The organism is Microvirga sp. BSC39 (assembly GCF_000739015.1).
Classification (GTDB): domain Bacteria; phylum Pseudomonadota; class Alphaproteobacteria; order Rhizobiales; family Beijerinckiaceae; genus Microvirga.
Map to the genome: position 1 here is coordinate 205,928 of NZ_JPUG01000076.1, position 22,934 is coordinate 228,861.

Annotated in this window: 23 protein-coding genes; 8 read left to right on the top strand and 15 right to left on the bottom strand. The window is 66.0% G+C overall.

Going from position 1 to position 22,934, the window contains the following annotated elements:
* Nucleotides 1-7: 7 nt before the first annotated feature.
* Nucleotides 8-445, top strand: a complete 438-nt coding sequence (locus MA07_RS22115; RefSeq protein ID WP_036356880.1) for a DUF4112 domain-containing protein — start codon at nucleotides 8-10, stop codon at nucleotides 443-445.
* Entirely contained in the window at nucleotides 446-835 is a 390-nt protein-coding gene (locus tag MA07_RS22120; RefSeq protein ID WP_036356883.1) for a hypothetical protein, read from the top strand.
* A gap of 134 nt (nucleotides 836-969) precedes the next feature.
* On the opposite strand, the gene MA07_RS22125 is transcribed toward MA07_RS22120, so the two are convergent.
* The 9 genes from MA07_RS22125 to mbfA form a co-directional block, all read right to left on the bottom strand.
* Entirely contained in the window at nucleotides 970-1,779 is an 810-nt protein-coding gene (locus tag MA07_RS22125; RefSeq protein ID WP_052003430.1) for an ATP-binding cassette domain-containing protein, read from the bottom strand.
* Nucleotides 1,772-2,497 carry an ABC transporter permease gene (locus tag MA07_RS22130; RefSeq protein ID WP_036356889.1) on the bottom strand — a complete coding sequence of 242 codons (726 nt, stop codon included), beginning with the start codon at nucleotides 2,495-2,497 and terminating at the stop codon, nucleotides 1,772-1,774. The genes MA07_RS22125 and MA07_RS22130 overlap by 8 nt, the downstream gene beginning before the upstream one ends.
* Nucleotides 2,497-3,219: an ABC transporter permease subunit gene (locus MA07_RS22135; protein ID WP_036356892.1), complete on the bottom strand. Its 723-nt coding sequence runs from the start codon at nucleotides 3,217-3,219 to the stop codon at nucleotides 2,497-2,499. Before MA07_RS22135 ends, MA07_RS22130 begins: the two co-directional genes overlap by 1 nt.
* A 139-nt stretch (nucleotides 3,220-3,358) precedes the next feature.
* Nucleotides 3,359-4,204 carry a lysine/arginine/ornithine ABC transporter substrate-binding protein gene (locus MA07_RS22140; RefSeq protein ID WP_036356895.1) on the bottom strand — a complete coding sequence of 282 codons (846 nt, stop codon included), beginning with the start codon at nucleotides 4,202-4,204 and terminating at the stop codon, nucleotides 3,359-3,361.
* Between the two features lie 228 nt (nucleotides 4,205-4,432).
* Nucleotides 4,433-5,281: a lysine/arginine/ornithine ABC transporter substrate-binding protein gene (locus MA07_RS22145; RefSeq protein ID WP_036356899.1), complete on the bottom strand. Its 849-nt coding sequence runs from the start codon at nucleotides 5,279-5,281 to the stop codon at nucleotides 4,433-4,435.
* 124 nt (nucleotides 5,282-5,405) lie between these two features.
* Complete coding sequence (locus MA07_RS22150) at nucleotides 5,406-6,104, bottom strand: fumarylacetoacetate hydrolase family protein (protein WP_036356902.1); 699 nt, start codon at nucleotides 6,102-6,104, stop codon at nucleotides 5,406-5,408.
* Nucleotides 6,105-6,261: 157 nt separating this feature from the next.
* On the bottom strand, nucleotides 6,262-7,086 hold the full coding sequence (locus MA07_RS31250; RefSeq protein WP_036356905.1) for a DUF4142 domain-containing protein: 825 nt from the start codon (nucleotides 7,084-7,086) through the stop codon (nucleotides 6,262-6,264).
* A 240-nt stretch (nucleotides 7,087-7,326) separates the two neighbouring features.
* Nucleotides 7,327-8,241, bottom strand: coding sequence for a metallophosphoesterase (locus tag MA07_RS22160; protein ID WP_036356909.1), 915 nt, complete (start codon nucleotides 8,239-8,241; stop codon nucleotides 7,327-7,329).
* Between the two features lie 54 nt (nucleotides 8,242-8,295).
* On the bottom strand, nucleotides 8,296-9,267 hold the full coding sequence (gene mbfA, locus MA07_RS22165) for an iron exporter MbfA (protein WP_036356912.1): 972 nt from the start codon (nucleotides 9,265-9,267) through the stop codon (nucleotides 8,296-8,298).
* 336 nt (nucleotides 9,268-9,603) lie between these two features.
* Between mbfA and MA07_RS22170 the strand changes: the two genes are divergently transcribed.
* Both MA07_RS22170 and MA07_RS22175 read left to right on the top strand, forming a co-directional pair.
* Nucleotides 9,604-10,086 (top strand): NUDIX domain-containing protein, encoded by a 483-nt coding sequence (locus MA07_RS22170; protein ID WP_036356915.1) that lies wholly within the window; start codon nucleotides 9,604-9,606, stop codon nucleotides 10,084-10,086.
* 152 nt (nucleotides 10,087-10,238) lie between these two features.
* On the top strand, nucleotides 10,239-10,751 hold the full coding sequence (locus MA07_RS22175; protein WP_036356918.1) for an N-acetyltransferase: 513 nt from the start codon (nucleotides 10,239-10,241) through the stop codon (nucleotides 10,749-10,751).
* 134 nt (nucleotides 10,752-10,885) lie between these two features.
* Here MA07_RS22175 and MA07_RS22180 read toward each other — a convergent pair whose 3' ends face one another.
* Genes MA07_RS22180 through MA07_RS22195 form a run of 4 tightly spaced genes read right to left on the bottom strand, consistent with a single transcriptional unit; the run spans nucleotide 10,886 to nucleotide 17,733 of the window.
* On the bottom strand, nucleotides 10,886-12,958 hold the full coding sequence (locus MA07_RS22180) for a membrane protein (RefSeq protein WP_036356921.1): 2,073 nt from the start codon (nucleotides 12,956-12,958) through the stop codon (nucleotides 10,886-10,888).
* A gap of 13 nt (nucleotides 12,959-12,971) precedes the next feature.
* Nucleotides 12,972-15,776, bottom strand: coding sequence for a DUF4159 domain-containing protein (locus tag MA07_RS22185; protein WP_036356924.1), 2,805 nt, complete (start codon nucleotides 15,774-15,776; stop codon nucleotides 12,972-12,974).
* A gap of 3 nt (nucleotides 15,777-15,779) precedes the next feature.
* A complete protein-coding gene (locus MA07_RS22190; RefSeq protein WP_036356927.1) occupies nucleotides 15,780-16,706 on the bottom strand; it encodes a DUF58 domain-containing protein in 927 nt (308 codons plus the stop codon).
* Nucleotides 16,707-16,716: 10 nt separating this feature from the next.
* On the bottom strand, nucleotides 16,717-17,733 hold the full coding sequence (locus MA07_RS22195; RefSeq protein WP_036356929.1) for a MoxR family ATPase: 1,017 nt from the start codon (nucleotides 17,731-17,733) through the stop codon (nucleotides 16,717-16,719).
* Nucleotides 17,734-17,933: 200 nt separating this feature from the next.
* Here MA07_RS22195 and MA07_RS22200 point away from each other — a divergent pair, with 200 nt between their 5' ends.
* The 4 genes from MA07_RS22200 to MA07_RS22215 are packed head-to-tail and all read left to right on the top strand — an operon-like array spanning nucleotide 17,934 to nucleotide 20,669.
* Complete coding sequence (locus tag MA07_RS22200; protein ID WP_036356931.1) at nucleotides 17,934-18,533, top strand: DUF1285 domain-containing protein; 600 nt, start codon at nucleotides 17,934-17,936, stop codon at nucleotides 18,531-18,533.
* Nucleotides 18,533-19,171, top strand: a complete 639-nt coding sequence (locus MA07_RS22205) for a CoA pyrophosphatase (protein WP_036356934.1) — start codon at nucleotides 18,533-18,535, stop codon at nucleotides 19,169-19,171. The genes MA07_RS22200 and MA07_RS22205 overlap by 1 nt, the downstream gene beginning before the upstream one ends.
* On the top strand, nucleotides 19,168-19,425 hold the full coding sequence (locus tag MA07_RS22210; RefSeq protein WP_036356937.1) for a DUF6111 family protein: 258 nt from the start codon (nucleotides 19,168-19,170) through the stop codon (nucleotides 19,423-19,425). Before MA07_RS22205 ends, MA07_RS22210 begins: the two co-directional genes overlap by 4 nt.
* Nucleotides 19,422-20,669 (top strand): CCA tRNA nucleotidyltransferase, encoded by a 1,248-nt coding sequence (locus tag MA07_RS22215; RefSeq protein ID WP_036356938.1) that lies wholly within the window; start codon nucleotides 19,422-19,424, stop codon nucleotides 20,667-20,669. The genes MA07_RS22210 and MA07_RS22215 overlap by 4 nt, the downstream gene beginning before the upstream one ends.
* A 766-nt stretch (nucleotides 20,670-21,435) precedes the next feature.
* On the opposite strand, the gene hemF is transcribed toward MA07_RS22215, so the two are convergent.
* On the bottom strand, nucleotides 21,436-22,332 hold the full coding sequence (hemF, locus tag MA07_RS22220; protein WP_036356941.1) for an oxygen-dependent coproporphyrinogen oxidase: 897 nt from the start codon (nucleotides 22,330-22,332) through the stop codon (nucleotides 21,436-21,438).
* 11 nt (nucleotides 22,333-22,343) lie between these two features.
* The gene (locus MA07_RS22225; RefSeq protein WP_036356944.1) at nucleotides 22,344-22,823 is read right to left on the bottom strand and encodes a tRNA (cytidine(34)-2'-O)-methyltransferase; all 480 of its coding nucleotides are present in this window, start codon (nucleotides 22,821-22,823) and stop codon (nucleotides 22,344-22,346) included.
* Nucleotides 22,824-22,934 lie beyond the last annotated feature (111 nt).

The window sequence follows — 22,934 nt, forward strand, 5'->3', positions numbered from 1 at the left end:
GACTGGAATGAACGCTGCCCGTAGTGCTGTTTTCGATGCGATCAAGACTGCCGGCCCGGGCCGGGAGGATGCGATGGCGCGCATCACGCTGGTTGCAAATCTGATGGACAGTGCCTTCCTGGTTCCGGGCCTGAACCGGCGTGTCGGCCTGGACGCGGTGCTGGGCCTCGTGCCGGGTGTCGGCGATGCGCTCTCTGCGGCGCTTGCGAGCTATATCATCTGGGAAGCCCGTCAACTCGGTCTGCCGCGCTGGAAGATCGCCCGGATGATCGGCAACGTCGCTGTCGACACTGCCATTGGTGCGATCCCGTTCGCGGGCGACGTCTTCGACGTGTTCTTCAAGTCCAACCAACGCAACCTGCGCATCATCCACGAGCACCTCGGCACGCCCAAGCGTGGACCGAAAGAGATCGACGGCACGGCCGTGCGCATCGAGGAGCGCTAAATGAAGCGCCTGCTGTGGGTTCTGGCCTGGATTGGCGTCGCCGTCTGGTCCCTGTTCGCCTGGGGTGCCTACGGGCTTCTGGACTTCTTCGGCGGAGTTGCTGCCCGCAATGCCGACATCGTCACGGGACATCCTGAGACGGTGGAGTGGCTCTCCTGGGCTCTGATGGCTTTGAGAGGACTGGGCCTTGGCGCCATCGTGTTCGTCTGGGCTCTCGTGTCGCTGCTGATCCTTGCCGTTCCGGCCGTGCTGGGCCTTTTTCTCGGCGGTGCGAGACGTCAGCATCATGGTGGCGGATGGCACGGTTCGCCGATCGATCCTCGATCATCGGCACCGCCATTCCCGCCAGCATCAGGACAGCCTCCGATCCGGCGTATTGAAAGACATTGATACAAAAAGGGCGAAGCGGCATCCGCTTCGCCCTTTCTTTTGAATTGCTTCTGCGCCAGCCGCTGTCCTTGTCATCCCCGGCGCACGCAGTGCGGGAAGAGGATCCACGATCAGGCGCGGCGCTGGCCGATGTTCTAGCGGTGGCTTGAGATGAACTGCTTGAAGCGCTCGGATTTCGGAGCGCCGAACACCTCCCCGGGTGCGCCTTCTTCCTCCACCACGCCCTTGTGCAGGAAGACGACCCGGTTCGACACGTCGCGGGCAAAGCCCATCTCGTGCGTCACCACCAGCATGGTGCGGCCTTCCTCGGCAAGGGAGCGCATGACGCGCAGCACCTCGCCGACGAGTTCGGGATCGAGCGCCGAGGTCGGCTCGTCGAAGAGCATCACCTTCGGGTGCATGGCGAGCGCCCGCGCAATGGCGGCGCGCTGCTGCTGGCCGCCCGAGAGGTGCGAGGGGTACTGATTGCGCTTGTCCACGATACCGACCTTCGCCAACAGTTCCTCGGCTTCGGCGATGCATTCGGCCTTCGGGCGCTTCTGCACATGAATGGGCGCTTCGATCACGTTCTCCAGGATCGTCATGTGTGACCAGAGATTGAAGCTCTGGAACACCATGGCGACGCGGGACCGGATGCGGTCCACCTGGCGCTGGTCGGCCGGCTCTATGCCCTTGCGGCTTTTCTTCAACCCGATGGTCTCTCCACCGATGGAGATCTCGCCGGAATCGGGAACCTCGAGCATGTTGATGCAGCGGAGCATGGTGGACTTGCCGGAGCCGGAGGCGCCGAGAATCGAAATCACGTCGCCTTCCCTGGCGCTCAGTGACACGCCTTTGAGGACTTCGAGCGATCCGAAGCTCTTGCGGAGATTCTGCACGGAGACGGCGGGAGCCGTCTCGGACGACGCAAGGTGAGACGACAAGGATGCAACTCCGTTAGACATGGGCGGCCTCCAGACGCGGCTCCACGGCCGGTGGACGGCGCAGGTGAGGCGAGAGCCACCATTCGATGGCCATGATGATGCGGGTGATGATGAAGTTTAGAACCAGGTAGATCAGACCGGCGACAACGAAGACCTCAACCGCGCGGAAGCTTTGCGAGATCAGTTTGGCGGCCAACCCGGTGACTTCCATCATGGTGATGATCGAGGCGAGCGATGTGGCCTTCACCATCAGGATGATCTCGCTGCCATAAGCGGGAAGCGCCTGGCGGACCGCGATGGGAAAGACGACGCGGCGGAAGAGCAGGAAGCCCGACATGCCGCAGGCCCGTGCCGCCTCGACCTGGTTGTGGGGCACGGACTGCAGGCCGCCGCGCATGATCTCGCTGGCATAGGCGGCCGTGTTGAGCGTCAGAGCAAGCACCGCGCACCAGTAGGGCTCACGGAAGAAGGTCCACAGACCCCATTCCTGCAAGGTCGGGCGGAACTGGCCGAGGCCGTAATAGATCAGGAAGATCTGCACGAGCAGTGGCGTTCCGCGGAACACGAAGACATAAGCCTGTGCCGGCCAGTCGAGCACCTTGAGACCCGACATGCGCATGAGCGCCAGGATCAGGGCGAGCACGGCGCCGAGCGCCACTGCCATGAAGGCCAGGTTCAGCGTCAGCGGCACACCGCCTATGAGGGTCAGGAAGGTATCCCGCATGAAGGCGAAATCCATCAGGAAGCCCTCCGCATGCCACGCAACGAGTGGGTCTCTGCGCGCTGGAACAGGTAGGTCGAAACCCAGGTGATGAGCAGGTAGAGCACGGCGGCCGTGAGATAGAAATCGAACGGACGGCGGGTGGAGCCGGCTGCGATGTGCGACTGGCGCAGCAGCTCGACGAGACCGGTCACGGAGATGAGCGCCGATTCCTTGAGGACCAGCTGCCATGTGTTGCCGAGGCCCGGAATGGCATAGCGCAGCACCTGCGGGGCGATGATGCGGCGGAACATGAGCCAGCGGGGCATGCCCACGGAACGTGCCGCCTCGATCTCGCCGCGGCTGACGACCTGATAGGCGCCGCGGAAGACCTCGGCCTGGTAGGCTCCCGAGATGATGCCGATGGCAAGGGCTCCGGTGACGAAGGCGGGCACGCCGATGAACCCGTCGGCGCCGAACAGGCTGCCGATGGCGCCCAGTGCCGCGCTACCGCCGAAATAGAACAGGTAGATGACGAGAAGATCGGGGATGCCGCGCAGGACGGTGGTGTAGCCGTCGGCGAGGCTGCGGATCACGAGATTGCCGCCGATCTTGCCCCAGGCCACCAGGGTGCCGACAACGGAGCCTGCGAGAAAGCCGCAGATGGCAACCGCAATCGTCATTCCCGCTGCGGTGAGGAGAGCCCATCCCCATCCATTGGGACCAAACCCGACGAGCTCGAAATAGCTCAATTGCTGCACGCGTCCAAACTTTCTTGAATATGTCTCCCCTCTGTGGAAGGCAGCGGGCGAGACAGCATCCTCAACATCCGGCCTTGGACCGGATCAGATCCCGGGTCTGCGGAGCAAGACCCGGGACTGCATTTCCGGCACGCCGTTGTCAGACTTGCGGGGTCGCGTCAATCTTGAACCACTTCTCGGACAGCTTCTTGATCGTGCCGTCCTTGATCGCAGCCTGGATCGCCTCGTCGAAGCCCTTCTTGAGCTCCGTGTCGTCCTTGCGCATGCCCACGGCGACACCACGGCCCAGCAGGCCGCCGCGCATGCCTGTGCCGGCAACCACCATGTCCTTGAACTCGGGCTTTTCCTGCGTGGCCTTCAGGGCGCCGTGGCCGGCGAAGATCGCGTCGATACGGCCGGCGGTCAGGTCGAGGTCGTGCTGCTCCGTCGTCTTGTACTCGCGGATTTCGATCGTGTCCTTGAGGTAGGTTTCCAGGAACTGCGAGTTCACTGTCGAGCCCTGCACACCGATGGTCTTGCCCTTGAGCAGCGGCTTCCAGGCCTCGATGGCCTTCTTCGCGCCCTCAGGGTCCTTCTCGAAGCTCACCGTGGTGCCGGTCCCTGCCAGCTTCGCGAGTGGGGAGTCCTTCATCACGCCAAAGCCGTGGGGAGTGGCGGCGTAGGGGAGAGAGAAGTTGATCACCTCCAGGCGCTTGTCGGTGATGTTCATGCCCGCCATGATGGCGTCGTACTTCTTGGCATTCAGCGCCGGAATGATGCCGTCCCAGTCCTGAGCCACGATCTCGCACTTCACCTTCATGCGGGCGCACAGGTCATTGGCGAGATCGATCTCGAAGCCCTCGAGCTTGCCGCCGGCACCTGTGAAGTTCCAGGGAGCGTAGGCGCCTTCCGTGGCGATCTTTACCGTCTTCTCCTGAGCGGCTGCTCCACCCATGGCGAGAGCGGAGGCCAGAAGCCCGAGACCCAAAGCCTTGAACAGTTTCATTGTCATCCCTCTGGTCAGTTTCGACTGATCCGTTTGTCGGGTGACAGGCGGCTCCGTGGAGCCGAGCCTTTCACCTTGCGTGTCAAAGCTAACATTCAAAAGCCAAGCCGGTGCAAGCCCTAAACATGTTGAATAAGGTGGCCAAGGTGGCAATTTCGGTCGCAGATGGCGCATATCCATACAAAAAAGCGCGGCCGGAGCCGCGCTTTCGAAGACCGGCGTCGGAGATCAGACGCGCGGAGTGGTGTCGATCTTGAACCACTTCTCGGACAGCTTCTTGACGGTGCCGTCCTTGATTGCAGCCTGGATCGCGTCCTCGAAGCTCTTCTTCAGTTCGGTCTCGCCCTTGCGCAGGCCGACGCCGACGCCGGCGCCGAGCAGGCCGCCGGTGATGGACGGGCCGGCCAGGGTGTAGTCCTTGTTGAACTCGGGCTTCTCAAGGGTGCCGATGATCGCCGTGGCGTCCGCAAGAACGGCGTCGATGCGGCCAGCCGCCAGATCGAGGTCGTGCTGCTCGGTGGTCTTGTACTCACGCACTTCGGCCGTACCCTTCAGGTACTTGTCGGCGAAGTTGGAGTGAATGGTCGACGTCTGAACGCCGACGGTCTTGCCCTTCAGGAGCGGCTTGTAGGCCTCGATCGCCTTCTCGGCGGCTGCCTGCTGGGTGCTGAGGTTGAAGGCCTCGCCCTTGCCGGGCATCTTGGCCAGCGGCGAGTTCTTCGCCACCAGGAAGCCGTTCGGGGAGTTGGCATAAGGACCGGCGAAGTCGATGGTCTTCTTGCGCTCTTCCGTGATGCTCATGCCGGCCATGACGGCGTCGTACTTCTTCGCCTGAAGGGCCGGGATGATGCCGTCCCAGTCCTGGGCCACGATCTCGCACTTCACCTTCATGCGGGCGCACAGGTCATTGGCGAGATCGATCTCGAAGCCCTCGAGCTTGCCGCCGGCACCCGTGAAGTTCCAGGGAGCGTAGGCGCCTTCCGTGGCGATCTTTACCGTCTTCTCCTGAGCGGCTGCTCCACCCATGGCGAGAGCGGAGCCGAGAAGAGCCAAGCTGACGGTTTTTACGAATTTCATTGTCGTTCCCTTAGTTTTATGGGTCCGGTCTGAGCCGGAGCCTAACTTACCGCAGCCCTGAGGACCGCGCCGTGACGCAGTAACGGCCAATCCGGCAAAAAAGGCAAGGGGATGGGGGTAAGCCTTACACAACCCGTAGCCGGATCTCGCCCAGGCCCTCGACGGCCCCGATCATGGTCTGGCCCTTTGCCACCGCGCCCACCCCTTCAGGGGTGCCGGAGAAGATCACGTCGCCGGGGGCAAGCTCGAAATAGGTGGAGAGGTAGGCGATCTGCTCGGCCACCGACCAGATCATGTCCGCAAGATTGGCCTTCTGCTTGACGGCCCCGTCCACCGCCAGGGAGATGGCGCCGTTCGCCGGGTGGCCGACAACGGAGGCCGGATGGATCGGCCCGACCGGGCCGGACAGGTCCGCAGCCTTGCCCAGCTCCCAGGGACGCCGGAGCTGCTTGGCCTCGTCCTGCAGATCCCGGCGGGTCATGTCGAGGCCGACCGCGTAGCCGAAAACATGGTCGAGGGCCTGCTCGACGGGGATGTCCCGGCCGCCCTTGGCCAGGGCCACCACCAACTCGATCTCGAAGTGATAGTTGCCGGTCTTGGGCGGGTAGGGATGATCGATGGTTGCGCCTTCCGCGACGGGTTGCAGGGCATCCGCCGGCTTCATGAAGAAGAACGGGGGCTCGCGGGTCGGGTCGCCGCCCATCTCCCGTGCGTGAGCGGCATAGTTGCGGCCGACGCAATAAACCCGGCGGACCGGAAACAGGTCGTTGGTGCCGGCAACCGGGAGAGCGGGGGTGGAAGGCGCGGGAATGACGTAGGTCATGAGAGCTCGCGAGAGGAGAGGTGAGATACTCCCTTCCTACACCCTGCGGCCCGCACCACAAGCCGGGAAAAGGTCCAACCTTCCTCTTCGGCAGCCCTCATAAGAATGCGGCGGGTCCAATGGACCCGCCGCACCATAAGATCAGACTGGAAGCCGATTAGCGGCGACGGGCGGTCGCGCCGGGAAGGCGACGGGAATCCGCAAGGTGATGTTCGATGTGCGGAACCACCGAGGCCGCGAACTGGCGCAGCGACGGATCGCTGCCGGCCTGAGCATAGCTCGAGTGCAGGGCGAGAGCCTCCTGGTGGCCCATGCGCTGCGCCTGTCCGTAGAGACGGTCGAACTGCGGGCCGGAGGTCGAGGCCATCTGGTTCAGCATGGCCATCTTCTCAGGCGGCAGAGCAACGCCGAGCTGGATCGGGGTCACGGAGCCCGTGGCCTGGACATCAGCCGCAGCACCGGCTGCCGAGCCGGTGGTCGCGCCGATGCCAGCGCCGACAGCGGCGCCAACCGGGCCGCCGACCAGGGCGCCCACGCCGGCGCCGGCCAGAGCGCCGGTCGCCGAGCCGCCAGCCGTGCTGGGCGAGCCGCTGGAGGCAGCACCAGCCGTCGCGCCGGCCGTTGCGCCGATGCCTGCGCCAACGGCTGCACCCACCGGGCCGCCGACCAGAGCGCCGATACCGGCACCAGCCAGCGTGCCGCTCAGGGAGCCGCCAATGAACTGACCGGAGGCGCTATACACAGGACGGCCGCCGTTCAGGGCCTGGCTCGTCATGGAGTGATCCTGGATCATCTGCTGGGCGTAGCGGCGGACGACAGGATTGCGGGAGCGCTCGAGGGCGAGCTGGCTCGTGGCAATCTCGAAGGCATCCGATTGAGCCGCCATCATGCGATAGCTCTGGCTGTCCATGACCATCTGAGCGGAGGCCGGGGCGGCCGAAACGGATGCGAACAACGCCGCGAGGGCAACGTACTTCTTCATGAGATGAACTCCTGGTTTCTCGGGTCGCAGAACACCGTGCGCAGCCCGACAGGCTTGCGAAGTTCATGGGTGGCTGCTGCACCCCTTCAACGGAGAGCGATCTATGCGGTTCCAGGAAAGTGACGGGATTAGGTGAAGAAAATCTATTATGAATACTGAAGCTTAGCTCTGACTATGCTCGCCCGCACCCATAGCTTAACTTGTGTTAGTCGCGGCCAGCCAGGGATCGAGGCTTCTGCCCTAACTCTGCTCGTGAGGCTGGCGGATGCGAGCAAGCGAGAGCATCCCCAGGCCGCCGACCGTTCCGTCGGGCCTCAATCCCCTGCGCTCCGCCATCAGCAGAAAGCCGGTGTCATCCCGGCCGATCGTGAAGAGATGATAGCCGGCCGTATGGGTCAGCGTTCCGCCGCGGGCGGAAGCCGAGGGCGCGCCGATCACCGGGATCGGGCCGCGCGGGCCGTCGAGATGGGCCAGCGATCCCACATGGTTATGGCCGTGGAGCACGAGCTCCGCGCCTGCCCGGCAGAGCATCTTCTCGAAGCGTTTGGCATCGGTCAGGTTGCGGCCGGGATCCGCCCCGCCCACGTGCGGCGGGTGATGGATGAGGATGATCCGGAAGCAGCCAGGATCCTGGCCCAGCTCCTTGAGGATCTCCTCGGTGGCCTTCATCTGCCGGGAGCCGACCCGGCCGGATGCCACGAAGGGCAATGTCGGGATGGCCGATGACAAACCGATAATCGCCACGGAGCCGTAGCGGCGCAGGTAGGGAAAGCTTCCCTCGCGGCCGTCATCGCCCCGTGTCCATGGAGCGATCTCCCTCATGAGCCCTTCCAGGGAGCCTCGGACATAGGCGTCGTGATTGCCCGGCACGAAGGTGACGCGGGATGGATCGCCGAGCTCCTCGAGAAACACCCGGGAGGTCTTCCACTCGTCCGGCAGGCCGATGTTGCAGGTGTCGCCCGTGCAGGTGATGTGGTCGGGCTTCTGGGCATGAATGTCGGCCACCAGCGCAGCCAGGAGCTCCATGTCGTGCATGCCCTGCCGGCTGCGGTGCCAGTTGTACCAGCCGGTCAGGCGCTTGCTCAGAAGCTGCTTCAGGCGCGGCCGGGGCAGGGGGCCCACATGGGGATCGGTCAGGTGTGCGATGCGGAACATGAGGGCCGGATTGCTGCGGGTGGACACGAGAACTCGCGCGGGCGGCCGCTTGCGTCAAGCGCTGCCGATGAAGATACCGGCGAGGAGCACCAGGACGCCACCGACGATCACCTGGTAGGTGGCGCTCCAGAACGGCGTCTCCATGTACTTCGTCCGGATCCACGAGATCGCGACGAGTTCCACCGCCACCACGAGAGCCGCGATGCTGGTGGCCAGGAGGAACGCGTTGGGCCAGGAGTCGGGCACCAGATAGGGCAGGGTGTGGCCGATGCCGCCCGCCGCCGTCATCAGGCCGCAGACGAGACCGCGCAGCCAGGGCGAGCCGCGTCCTGTGATCTCGCCGTCATCGGATAGGGCCTCGGTCAAGCCCATGCTGATGCCGGCGCCCACGGAGGCTGCCAGCCCCACCAGAAAGGTCTCCCAGTTGTTCTGAGTCGCAAAGGCGGCGGCGAACAGGGGAGCAAGGGTCGAGACGGAACCGTCGATGAGACCGGCGAGTCCCGGCTGCACATATTGCAGCACGAAAAGACGTCGGCGGGCATGCTCCTCGGCGGCCTGTGCATTGTCGGTCAGATGGGCTGCGTGGAGTTCGCCGGCCTTGCGCTCGTGCCCGCGCTCGATCTCGGCCAGCCTGGTGAAGAGCTCCCGCAGGGAGATGTCGAGGGTCTGCCCGGCGGCCTTCTCGTAGAAGCTCGCAGCCTGCAGCTCCATGACCTCCGCCTCGCGGCGCATCCGGTCGAGATCGAGGTGAGGGCTCCACCAGACCGCGCGGCGCTTCAGGAAGCCGCGCACGTCCTCCCGGCGGATTGGAGGCAGATGCTCGCCGAACCGCGAGCGATAGAATCCGTAGAGGGAGTTGCGATGCTCGCGCTCTTCCTCGGCCATGCCGTCGAAAATCTCGGCCGAGGCGGGAAAGTCGGGCCGAAGGCGCTCCGCGAAATGCTGGTAGATCCGCGAGTCTTCCTCTTCGCTCGCAATGGCGAGCGCGACGACTTCGCGTTCAGAGAGTTCGGGCAGGGACTTCATGGCGGCTCCAATTTAGAATTATTCTAAAATAGAGCCGCGTCATAGCCAAGCCCCCTGTCCTTGCAGACAGGGCTCGTCCGTACTCAGTACTGAGCGCCCGGGATCAGGGTCGAGTAGACCGTGCGGTCATCGAAATTGAGGGCAGGCGACCACGAGAAGCGGGCGGAGCGGTTCAGGCGGGACAGAATGAAAGCGAGAAACATTGGAACGCCTTTGGTTGTCGCTGTCTTAGACCTTCGTATTATGCGGGTCACGCGCCAAATTGAGACCACTGCTATGCGTTTGATGAATGACTACATTCATCCTCCGGTAATCTTGTTGTGATGGCATGAACCGATGTCCGACTCCCCGCCGTCCCGGAAAGCCTCACGCCTCCTGTCCCTGGGGCTGCACACCTATTGGCGCTTCTCGAGGGGCATGACCCTGGGGGTCCGGGGCGTGGTGCTCGACGGGGAGAACCGGGTCTTTCTCATCAGGCACACCTATGTGCCGGGATGGCACCTGCCGGGCGGCGGCGTCGAGACCGGCGAGACGGCTCTGGAGGCCCTGGAGCGCGAGCTGCGTGAGGAGGCCTGCATCGCCACGGATGAGCCTCCCAGCCTGTTCGGCGTGTTCTTCAACAACCGGATATCCCGTCGCGATCATGTTCTGGTTTATGTGATCCGGCGCTTCACGGTTCTGCAGGCCAAGCAGCCCGACCGGGAGATCGCGGAGGCGGGGTTCTTCCCCCTCGACAATCTGCCCGAGGAGACCACCTCGGCCACCCGGAGCCGCCTGGCGGAGATCCTCGAAGGGCAGCCCCCCTCGGCGCATTGGTGAGTAGCGTTTGCGCCGCGTTCCCGACGCTGCTATGGCCTAATGAACAGAGGAAACGCCGAGCCCCATGAGCATTACCCGGATTCTGCGACGACGACACGGCTGAATTTGTCCAGCCGCCTTAGCCCATTTCGTCTTTCGCCCAAAGTCTGTTCATGACCGAGCTCTCGCTCCAGATCCGCACCGAGCAACCTATCGATTCCGAGGCCATCGAGCGCCTGCACGAGCGCGCCTTCGGCCCAGGCCGCTTCGCCCGCACCGCCTCGCGCCTGCGCGAGGGAGCGCCCCACCTGCTCGACTTGTCCTTTACCGCCATGGTCGGCACGCTGCTGGTGGGCTCCGTCCGCCTGACCCCGGTCATGGCCGGTGACGAGCCGGCATTGATGCTCGGACCGCTGACGGTGGAGCCGGCCTTCGAGGGGCGCGGCATCGGCGCGGCTCTGATGCGCCGGTCGTTGGATGCCGCCAAGGCCAAGGGGCATACCTTGGTTCTGCTGGTGGGCGACGAGCCCTATTACAGCCGCTTCGGCTTCAAGCGCATCCCGCCCCAGCACCTGCAGCTTCCGGGGCCGGTCAACCCGGGACGCTTCCTGGCTCTGGAACTCGAAGAGGGGGCGCTGGCCCGCGCGAAGGGTTTAGTGAGCACGATTTCTGACGCGGGCCGATAGAGCTCAGCCTCTCGCCACCTCTCCACGTCATGGCCGGCCTTGCGCCAGCCATCCCGATAGGAAAAAGCGCAGCACTTCAGGCAATCGGGGTCACCGGCACAAGGCCGGTGATGACGTGGTGGTTTGTGTCTCGCTTATGCCCTTCGCCGTCCCTCGATCAGCCAGGCGGCGAGGGTCGAGCCGATCAGCAGCACCAATCCGATGAAGCCCAGCGCCATCGGGAAGACCGATATGCCGCGCACGATGGCGCTGTCGCTCGGCCTGATGCCGATCCAGTCGCCGCCGGCAAAGCGGGAGCCGGAATGCACCGCGATGATGCGCGGCAGGGTGATGCTCTGATCGCCGGCCATGGCCACGCGCCGCACCGATCCGCCCGTCGCCTGCGCGATGGGCTCCAGTGCCTCGGTGTTGCTGAATACGTCCATCAGCTCGCGCGGATTGGCCGGCCCGATGCTGACGAAGGCGATGAGATCGCCCGAGCGCACCGTGTGCAGCCCGAGTTCCCGGCTCGCCGCCTGGGCGGTGAACAGGCCGGGCCGCGACTCGGCCAGAGCCACGCTGCTCTCCTGGCCGCTGGGCGCGACGACGGTCACCGGTGCGGCCGTCTCCGCCATGGTCTGCCGCTCGATGCGGATGTCGCGCCCCTGGGCGCTCGCCCGAAGGGCCTCCTCCTCCAGGGCCGGCTCCTTCATGAGCCAGTGGGCGAGGCGGCGCAGGAGGTCGAGATGCGGTCCGCCCTCCTGATAACCGCGGGCCCAGAGCCAGGCATGGTCGGAGAGCAGGAGCGCCACGCGGCCCTTGTCCTCCCGGCGCAGCACCAGGAGAGGCAGGTCGTTGGCGCCGGACATGAGCGTCGAGCCCGATTGCACCTGCGAGCCGATGATGCGCAGCCACTCGCCCCAGGCGGGCGGCGATTGCTCCGAGCCCGGCAGGTCGCGGGTCACCGGATGGCGGTCGCCCATGTCGGTGATCTCGGCCTTGTAGGGTTGCTCGACGATGGTGCCGTTGGGCTGGCCCGGGATGATCGGCGAGAGCCGGGTCTGGGCCAGGCTGCCGTAGCTGGCGAATTCCGGACCCGCCGCCACGAGGATCGCGCCGCCCTCGCGCACATAGCGCACGATGTTCTCGAAGTAGCTCGAGGGCAGGATGCTCTGGTTCGCATAGCGGTCGAAGATGATCAGGTCGAATTCCTTGATCTTCTGCTGGAACAGCTCGCGGGTCGGGAAGGCGATCAGCGACAGCTCGTTGATCGGCGTGCCGTCCTGCTTCTCCGGCGGGCGCAGAATCGTGAAATGGACGAGGTCCACATTGGCGTCCGACTTCAGCAGGTTGCGCCATGTGCGCTCGCCCGCATGGGGCTCGCCTGAGACCAGCAGCACGCGCAGCTTCTCGCGGATGCCCTCGATGGGAATGACCGCCCGGTTGTTGGCCTGGGTCAGCTCGTTCGGCAGGCCCTCCACTTCGAGCTCGACCACGTTGGTGCCGCCATGCTCGATGCGCACGTCGAGGGAGAAGGGCGTGTCGGCGCGCACCTGCTGGCGGGTGAGCACCTGCCCGTCCCGGCGCACCGTCACGAGGGTCGAGCCCGTGCCGCCGCGCTCCATCACCTGGGCACGGATGGTCTGGTCCTTGCCGACGATGCCGAAGCGCGGCGCCTCCAGCAGCTTGATCTGCCGGTCGCGCTCGTCGGGCCGGCCCGTGATCAGCGCGTGAAGAGGCGCCCTGAAGCCGAGGCCTTCCACGGTGGGCGGGATGTCGTGCACGACGCCGTCGGTCACGAAGATAACCCCGGCAAGCCGGTCCGGCGGCACGTCGGCAAGACCGTTGGAAAGCGCCGCGAACAGGCGCGTGCCGTCGTCGCCGCTGCCGTCGTCGGCCTCAATGAAGCGGGGGTCGACATCGGCAAGCGAGCCGAAGCGACGCTCCAGCTCGGCGCGCACCTGATCGGTCATGGGAGAGCGGTCGCCCAGGGTCTGCGAGGTGGAGCGGTCGATGACCACCGCCACGATGTCCTTCACCTTCTCCCGGTCCTCCTGCACCAGCGCCGGGTTGGCGAGCGCCAGCAGCACGAGGCCGAGCGCAACGGAACGCAGGATCGCCACGGGACCGCGCGTGACGAGCGCCAGGATCGCCAGAAGGGCGACGACCGCGCCGAGAGCCCAGAGCGCGTAGTCGGGAATGAGAGGAGAAAAGCTGACCGAAAGCAAAGGCACTCTCCCCTTACTGCCCGAGACGTTCGAGCAGGGCCGGCACGTGCACCTGATCGGCCTTGTAGTTGCCGGTCAGCGCATACATGACGATGTTGACGCCGCTGCGGTACGAGAACTCCCGCTGGCGCTGGTCGCTGCCAACGATGGGATAGAGCCACTCACCGCGCGCTCCCACGGCCCATGCGGCGGCGAGATCGTTCGACGTGATGATGATCGGCGAGACGCCGTCGCCCGAGCGGGCCGGGCGGCTGGCCTCGCCCTCCGTCTGCGGCGGCAGAACCTCGACCCAGGTCTGCCCGGTGGAATAGCGGCCGGGGAAGCTGTCGAGGATGTAGAAGGTCTTGGTGAGCACGTGATCGGCCGGCACGGGCTCGACCTCGGGAATGTCGAGGCCCGCGAGCAGCCGGCGCAGATACTGCCCCTCGGCCGTGGGCGCGCCGTCGAGGCGATTGCCGAAGGCGTCGCGCGTGTCGAAGATGACCGTGCCGCCGCCCTTCATGAAGGCGTCGAGACGGCGGATCGCAGCCTCCGACGGAACCGGCCGACTTGCGACGATGGGCCAGTAGATCAGCGGATAGAACGCCACCTCGTCCCGGGACAGGTCGATGCCGATGGGCTCTCCGGGCGACAGGGCGGTGCGCTGGCTCAGCACCTGCGTCAGCCCGGTGAGGCCCGCCTTGCTGGTCTCGTCCACCTGCGAGTCGCCCGTGATCACATAGGCAAGCCGCGTCACGAGGGCGGGGCTGGAGCTTTCCATCGTCATCGACGGGCGGCGCTCCTGCGCGCTTGCGTCCGACACCGGGTTGAGCAGCATGGCCGAGCCGAGCACGATTGCCGCAGCTGCACCGGCCTTGCGCAGGCGACCGGAGAGGTTGGACAGGTGACCGCCGAGCCAGAGCGACGCGATGGTGTCGGCGACGAGCAGCAGCAGGGCCAGCATGAAGAGCGGCATGCGCAGATCGACGGTCTGGGCTCCGGCCAGCGGAGCGATCTGGGCGTTGAGGGGCGCGAAATTCAGTGGTGCCAGCCGGTCGCCCGGCAGGAGCGCATTGACCGCAAGGCTCGAATCCACCGGACCGTAGAAGCCGGGCGGATGCTCGCCCCGCGCCCGCTCGGCATAGTTGCGCGTCACCGCGCGGGCATTGGCTGGCGGCGAGATATAGATGCCATAGCCATCAAGGGTCAGACGGGGCGCCACGGTCTCGTTCTCCGCGTTGCGGGATTCCGCGTTCACATCGTTCGGTGCGCCGGCCAGAGCCGTGGTCCGGCGCAGCATGTCGACGAACAGACCCGACAGGGGCAGGTTCGACCAGGTGGTGTCGGCGGTCACGTGGAAGAGCACGATCATCCCGTCGCCGCGCTTGTCGGCCGTGACGATGGGCGTGCCGTCGGCCAGCGCCGCCCAGGTCTTGGCCGGCAGGTCGCCGTCGGGCTCCGCGAGGATCTGGCGGCGGATGCCGATCTCTTCCGGCACGGTGAGGCCGAAGAAGGGGCTCTCGCGGGTGAAGGGAGCGAAGGTTTTCGGCGTGTCCCAGGACAGGGTGCCGCCGAGGCTGCGCCCGCCGCGGCGCAGGCGCACCGGCACGAGTTCGTCGTTGCCGGCGGACAGCCGCGAGCCCGCGAAGCGCAGCAGCATGCCGCCCTGTTCCACGAAGGCCGTGACCTTGCCGAGGGTCTCGCGGTCGAGCCCGCCCACATCGGCCAGCACCAGCACGGAGACCTGCTCGTCGATGAGCTGGTTCACCGAATCCGCCACGCCGCCGCGGCCGGTGCGAATTTCGGAATAAGGCGCGAGCGCCCGTTCGATGTAGTAGAGCGGCGAGAGGAGGGGCTGGGCCTGATCCGAGGTGCCGCCGAACACGAGACCGACGCGGCGGCGCTTGCCGCGCTCATCGAGAAGATGGACGGCGCCGGCCGAGCCTTCGCCCAGGATCTCGATGCGCGCGATGGCATTGCGGATCTCGGTGGGCAGATCGAAGGCGACCGTGGTCTCGGTGGCATTGGCCTCGAAGGAGAAGCGTGTGTCCGCAAGCGGCAGGCTCTTCAGGTCGAGGACCCGAATGGTGCCGGAATCGCGCCCGTTCGGCTCGGGCCGCACGAGCCTGACATTCAGCTGGCCGCTGGCATTCTCCACGCCGGCTACCGCAAGGGCCGGAGCGCGCTCGGCCTTGAGCACGGTGATCCGCTGAGAGCTGGCCATGGGCGCCAGGCCATCGATGAAGCCCTGCCCGTCAATGCCCGCGACCCCGTCGCTGATCCAGACGATATGGGCGTCCGGCGTCGCTTCCAGGAAGCGCCTGATGGACTCGAGATGCACCTGCCGGTCCTGCAGATGCGGCAGGGGCTTCAAGGAGCGCAGGCGCTCCAGCGCCGCGGCGGGGCTTGCAGGCTCGACGGCGGCAGGCGTCTCCGCCGTTGCCACGAGAGCCACGGTGCGCCCGTCGCGTCCTGCCGCCTCGATGCGCTCGGACGCCAGGTTCATGCGCTCGCGCCAGTCGTGTGCTGCCGCGAAACCGTTGTCGAGCACGATGAGGAGCGGCGAGCGGCTGTTGTCCTCGGCCAGGGGATTCCAGATCGGGCCGGATGCCGCCAGGATGAGGAAGGCGGCGAGCAGCAGCCGCAGGAGCAGAAGCCACCAGGGCGTGCGGGCCGGCATTTCCTGCTCGGGGCGCAGGTCCGCCATGATCCTGAGGGGCGGGAAATCCACGCGCTTCGGCTGCGGCGGCGTGATCCGCAGGAGCAGCCAGATCGCCGGAAGCGCGGCGAGCGCCGTGAGAACCAGCGGAACGGTGAAGGTGAGGGGGAGGCCCAGCATCGATCAGCGCCCTCCCACACCAGCGCCACGGGAGGTCGCCACCAGCGTCATGAGGCGCAGCGCCGCCTCGCTCGCCGGCCGGTCGGTCCGGTGGATGGTCAATGTCCAGCCGCGGCGGCGCGCCAGTTCCTGCAATTCCGCCCGATGCTGCTCGATCCTCAAGCGATAGGCCTTGCCCCAGGACGTGGCATCGCCGATCCGGAGCGACAGGCCGTCTTCGAGATCGTGCAGAACCGCCTGCCCCTGGAACGGGAAGGTTTCCTCGACGGGATCGACGATCATCACCAGATGCCCACGGGCACCGCGGGACGAGATGCCCTCGACCATGGTGGCGATGTCGCGCGCAGGCGACAGGAAATCGCTGATCAGGATCGCTTCGTGCTGCGGCGCCACGGCGGCCTGCGGCGGCAGATCCTCCTCGAGGGAGGCGCGGTCCGCCACCAGGGTCTGGGCCATGGTCTCGGCGATGCGCCGGGTCGCCCGCGGCGACATCAGCCCCAGCATCCCCACTCGCTCGCCGCCCTCGACGAAGCAATTGGCCAGCGCCATTCCCAGCACGACGGCGCGCTCGATTTTGGGCGCCTGGGCGAGGTCGGAGGCGTAGCCCATGGAGGCGGAGCGGTCGATCCAGAACCACACGGTCTGGGCCGTTTCCCATTCACGCTCACGAACATAGAGGCGATCGTCGCGGCCCGAGCGGCGCCAGTCGATCCGTTGCGCGGCCTCGCCGGCCACGAAGGGGCGAAACTGCCAGAAGGTCTCGCCGGTGCCGGAGCGGCGGCGGCCGTGAATGCCGTGGGCGAGATTGGCGGCCACGCGACGGGCCTCGAGCACGAGGCGCGGCATCCGGTGAGCGAGGGAAAGCGCGCTTTCCGTCTCAACGCGGCCCGGCGAGCGGGCGCTTTCGGGGAGGACCCGGACACGGGCCATGACGATGATCCTAGCCTGCCAGGCGCGCGGTGAGCCGGCCGATGATGCTGCCGATGGTGTCGCCGTCCGCACGGGCCGAGAAGGTGAGGGCCATGCGGTGCTTGAGCACCGGTTCGGCCAGCGCCACCACGTCGGCCAGGGAGGGAGCCACCCGGCCCTCGATGAGCGCGCGGGCGCGTACGGCCAGCATCAGGGCCTGGCTGGCGCGGGGACCGGGCCCCCACAGGATCTTGTCGCTGACGCCCTCGATCCGTTCCGCTTCCGGACGGGCCGAGCGCACCAGATCGAGGATCGCCTCGACCACGCTCTCGCCCACGGGGAGGCGGCGGACGAGGCGCTGGGCATTCATCAGCGTCTCGGCATTCATGACGGCGGTCGGCTTGTGATCCTCCGCGCCCGTCGTCTCGATCAGGATGCGCCGCTCGGCCTCGCGGCTCGGGTAGCCCACGTCGATCTCCAGCAGGAAGCGGTCGAGCTGGGCCTCGGGGAGGGGATAGGTGCCCTCCTGCTCGATGGGGTTTTGCGTCGCCAGCACGTGGAAGGGCTGCGGCAGGTCGTGCCGCTCGCCGCCCACGGAAACGTGATGCTCCTGCATGGCCTGCAGCAGGGCCGATTGGGTGCGGGGGCTCGCGCGGTTGATCTCGTCGGCCATGAGCAGCTGGGCGAAGACCGGCCCCTTCACGAACCGGAAGGAGCGGCGCCGGTCGGCACCCTCGTCGAGAATCTCGGAGCCTAGAATGTCGGAGGGCATCAGGTCCGGGGTGAACTGGATGCGGCGGGCGTCGAGCCCGAGCACGGTGCCCAGGGTGTCCACGAGCTTGGTCTTGGCGAGGCCCGGAACGCCGACCAGGAGGCCGTGACCGCCAGCCAGAAGGGTGATGAGGGTGAGGTCCACCACGTCTTCCTGGCCGAAGATGACGGTGTGAATGGCCTCCCGGGCACGGCCGACCGTCTCAAGCGTTGCCTCCGCGTTGCGGATGATCGCGTCGTCCAATGCGGTGGGCGCTTGAGCAATGCTGGCCGTCATGAGGTTAGTCTCCCTCTCATACCCATATGCCCCGGTAGCTAGTCTGCCTTTGATCCTGGTCGAGTGGCAAGGGTCGATGCGCCGCAGCGTTAAACCCATGTGGAGTGGACGAGACAGCCGAGGACTCTATGCTCTAGGAAGTAACAATCGACAGCCATTCGTCGATCCCGAAAAGTGAAAAACATGTTCACGCTTGCGTCATGACCGATCCCTTGCCTCTCACCCCCGGAAGCGCCCTGGCCCGCCTGACAGAGGCGCTCGGGTCCGATTCAAAGCGCAAGGGCCCGCCGCCGGTCGAGCGCTGGAACCCGGCCTATTGCGGCGAGCTCGACATGCGCATCGCAGCCGACGGCACGTGGCATTACATGGGCTCGCCCATCAACCGGCCCGCCCTCGTGAAGCTGTTTGCGACGGTTCTGCGCAAGGACCCGGAGCGCTACGTGCTCGTCACGCCCGTCGAGCGGGTCGGGATCACCGTGGAGGACGCGCCCTTTCTGGCCGTCGAGATGGCCGTGGAGGGTGAGGGAGAGAGCCGGCAGATCGCGTTTCGCACCAACGTGGATGATCTCGTGCAGGTCGGGCCTGATCATCCCCTGCGCTTCGAGCAGGACGCGAATGGCGGCATCAAACCATATGTGAAAGTCCGAGGGGAGCTGTGGGCTCTCGTGACGCGGAGCTTGGCCCTCGATCTGATTGCCATGGGCGAAGAAAAGACCGTGGATGGAGTAGCGACCTTCGGTATGAGCGCAGGCGGCGCCTTCTTTTCCATCGCTCCCGCGTCCGAGCTGGGCGCTGCTTGATGCGTCTTGCCCCTTACGACACACCGGACTTCCTGACCCTTGCCGCTGAGCGCCTGCTACAGGCGCCGCCGCATGCGGAGGAAGCCCTGGCGAACCCGCGCGGCGATCACAGCCTCGACGACGTGCCGCTGGCCTATCCGCTGACGCCGAAGCCTGCGGCGGTCCTCGTGCCCGTGGTCATGCGCGAGGAGCCGATGCTGCTCCTGACCGAACGTGCCGCGCATCTGCGCCAGCATTCGGGACAGATCGCCTTTCCAGGCGGCCGTGTCGATTCGACCGACGCCTCCGTCCTGGGTGCCGCCTGCCGCGAGGCCATGGAGGAGATCGGCCTCGACAGCCGCTTCATCAGCCCGCTCGGCTATCTCGACGCCTACCTGTCCACCACGAATTATCTCGTGATGCCGGTGGTGGCCCGTGTCTCACCCTCCTACACGTTGGCCATCAACCACGAGGAGGTGGCCGACGCCTTCGAGGTGCCGCTCAGCTTCCTCATGGATCCCGCGCGCCACGAGCTTCATTCCCGCGAGTTCAAGGGGCGGCTGCGGCGCTACTATGCAATGCCCTATCAGGGACGCTACATCTGGGGCGTCACGGCGGGCATCATCCGCAATCTTTATGAGAGGCTCTACGGTTCATGACACGGGCAGTTGTTCAAGGCCTGGTACTGTTCTTTCTGCCCTTCGTCCTGTTCGGCATCTATCTCGTGATCCGCCGGCGCAATCCCATGCTCTGGTCTCACTGGAGCAGTCAGTCGCTCTGGCTCACGATCGCAGGCTTGGGCTTCGTGGTGATTTCGCTGCTCGCGACAGCGCTCCTTGAGGAGCGCCAGACAGGCGCCTATGTGCCGACGCGTATCGAGAACGGCCGCGTCGTTCCAGGACATTTTCAGTGACCGAAGCCCTGAACCGGCAGGCGCTGACGAGCCTTCTCCGGCGTTCCGAACTGCGCCGTCTGCTTGAGGTCTTCAACGATGGAGACGAGGAGACCCGCATCGTCGGTGGCGCCGTGCGCAATGCCCTGCTCGGGCGGTCCGTCACAGAGGTGGACTGCACGACGACCATGCTGCCCGACGCCATCATGGAGCGGGCAAGGCGGGCCGGGTTCAAGGCGGTGCCCACGGGCATCGAGCACGGCACGATCACGGTGATCGTCGACGGTGAGCCCTTCGAGATCACCACCCTGCGCGAGGATGTGGAAACCGATGGGCGCCATGCGGTGGTGCATTTCGGGCGCGATTTCGTGCGCGATGCCAAGCGGCGGGATTTCACCATCAATGCCCTGTCCCTCGGGATCGACGGGCAACTCTACGACTACACCGGCGGCGAGGCGGATCTCGCCGCCCGACGGGTGCGCTTCATCGGCGAGGCGCGCATCCGCATCCGTGAGGACTACCTGCGCATCATGCGCTTTTTCCGCTTCCATGCGGAATATGCGCAAGGCGAACCTGACGCCGAAGGGCTTGCTGCTTCGGGAGCCGAACGCCAGGGGCTGACGATCCTCTCGAAGGAGCGGATCCGGCACGAGCTTCTCAAACTTCTTGCGGCGAAGCGGGCCGAGGAAACGATCCGCACCCTTGCCGATCACGGCTTTCTCACCGGCCTGCTCGACGGCGTCGCCGAGCTGGGGCGCTTCGAGCGCGTGGCAGCCGATGACCGGGACAACCCCGTCGCAACCTGGCGCCTTGCTGCCCTTGCCGTGATGGTGGGGGAAGATGCGGAACGCCTGCGCGAGCAGCTTCGGCTGTCCAACGACGAGCACAGGAAGCTCGCCGCCTATGCCGGGCTTCTCAGTCTTCTCAAGACCCGGACCCTGCCGCTCGAAGCCGGAGCCATCCGCCGCCTGGTGGCGGATCACGAGCCCGAGGTTTTGGGAATCGTCCTTGCCGCGACAGCCGGTGAGCCGTTTCCGGTCGTGCATGACGAGGCTCGGGAGGCCATCGCCCGTTACCGCAATGGGACTGAGCCCGTGCCGGTCTTCCCTCTGCGCGGAGCCGACCTCGTCGAGGGCGGCGTTCCCAAGGGGCCCATGATCGGCGAAATGCTTGCTCAGGCTCGCCAAGCCTGGCTGGCGGAAGGCTGCCGAACCGACGCGAGCTATGCCCAAGAACTGCTCGAAAGGATGCTGCAGCAGGTCTAGGTCGCCGTCGTTCTGGACGGAATGAGGTGCAGATCAGGATTGGGTGCGGTTATCCCTCCCCCCTCTGCGGGGGAGGGTGGCGAACGGAGTGAGCCGGGAGAGGGGCAGTCCGGTTGAGCGAGGCCCCTCTCCCGACCTGCTTCGCAGGCTTCCCTCTCCCGCAAAGGGGAGAGGGAAGACGGGTGTATGTTCTTATTTTGTTCTTGACAATTGCCCTAAGCTGGGCTATAGCCATGGACATCCTCGCCCGACGAGGGGCGCGCTCGCGAGGCGTCGCAGATGCGGGGTGAGGAGCGGTCCCGCCGCAGGTCTCGCACGCCTGTGATCGCGGGTGGCCGATCCTGGCTTGATCCAGGTCCGCTGAAACAAACCGCGCGTGACGAGCAGTCTGGCTCTCACCTTCCACACCATACATCGAGCCGGGCTGCCCGACGCGCCACCCTCGACTGACCTTCAGGCTCGCAGCTCACGCTGCGGGCCACAAGGTGCTGGTTCTTTGACATGGAACGTCATCCCGGACGAAGCGCAGCGCAGATCCGGGATCGGGCAAACCTGCCTGGCACCGTCATCCCGGGGCCGCGTGAGCGGAGCCCGGGATCCATAACCGCCGACGAGGCAGAACAAGGCGCGACGCTCCTCGCCCTCCTTGAGGCGTCAGCGTTTATGGATCCCCGCCTGCGCGGGGATGACAGTGCGGAGGTTCCGGCACTCCAGCCTGAAAACGATCCCGGATCGGCTCCGCCGTCCGGGATGACGCATTCTTGGTTTAAGGCCACCTCACCGTCGGCGGCATGGAGGACAGGATCGACGCGATGTTGCCGCCGGTCTTGAGGCCGAAGATCGTGCCCCGGTCGTAGAGAAGATTGAACTCCACATAGCGTCCGCGCCGCACCTGCTGCTCGATGCGGTCCTCTTCCGTCCAGGGCCTGGTGACGTTGCGGCGGACGATCTCGGGATAGACCTTGAGGAAGGCCTCCCCGACATTGCGGGTGAAGGCGAAGTCTTCGTCCGGGTTCCCGGTCCAGTGATAGTCGTAGAAGATGCCGCCGATGCCGCGCGGCTCGTTGCGGTGCTTCAGGAAGAAGTACTCGTCGCACCATGTCTTGTACTTCTCGTAGGAGCCCTCCGGCGCGTGGGCGCTGCACGCCTGTTCCATGGCCTCGTGGAACAGGACCGTGTCCGGGTCATCCTGGGTGCGCCTCCGCTCGAGCACTGGGGTGAGGTCCGCCCCGCCTCCGAACCAGGGCTTCGTGGTCACCACGAAGCGGGTGTTCATGTGAACGGTCGGCACGTTCGGGTTCCAGGGATGGGCGATGAGCGAGATGCCGCCGGCCCAGAAGCGCGGGTCTTGGTCCGAGCCGGGGATCTGGCCACGGAACTCGGGCGCGAACTCGCCGTGGACCGTCGAGACGTGGACGCCCACCTTCTCGAACACGCGGCCCTTCATCATGGACATGACGCCCCCGCCGCCGGCTGCGCCGCTGTGATCCTTGCGCTGCCAGGGAGTGCGCTCGAAGCGGCCGGGCTCGGACGCTTCCGGGGGTAGGGGGGCCGTCACCTCGTCTTCCAGCGCCTCGAAGGCGGCGCAGATGCGGTCGCGCAGCAGCGCAAACCAGACAGGGGCTTCGGTCTGCAGGCGCGCGACGGCGGCTTGATCGATCATCAGGTCTGGCCTCACATCTCGGAAGGGGCGGGGTTGGGAAACGAACGGGTCTGCCTTAAGGCCTCGCCCAGGACCATGGCGGCGGTCACGGCCACGTTGAGGGACCGCATCCCGGGCTGCATGGGGATGAGGATCCGGGCATCGGCCACGGCATGAACCTCCTCCGGCACCCCTGCGGATTCCCGTCCGACCAGGACGATGTCGTCGGGCCGGTATTCAAAGTCCACATAAGGGATCGCTCCCTTGGTGGTGGCGAGGACGAGACGCCCCCCGGTCTCCTGCCGCCATGCCTCGAAGGCCCGCCAGGAGATGTGACGGGTAATCGATACATGCTGCAGGTAGTCCATGCCGGAGCGGCGCAGGTTGCGGTCGGAGACGTCGAAGGCCGCAGGTTCGATGATCTCGACCGGTACGCCGAGGCAGGCCGCCAGGCGCAGCATGGTGCCGGTGTTCTGCGGGATATCCGGTTGGAAGATGGCAAGACGGGGCATGGGTTCGTCATCGGGGCAATGGGCCCCGCCGTCAAGGGAGCGCCTTCGGGGCTTCCGGGCCGGCGGCATTTTGAGGCACAGGCTGGAACAACTCCAATCCGGCTATGGACA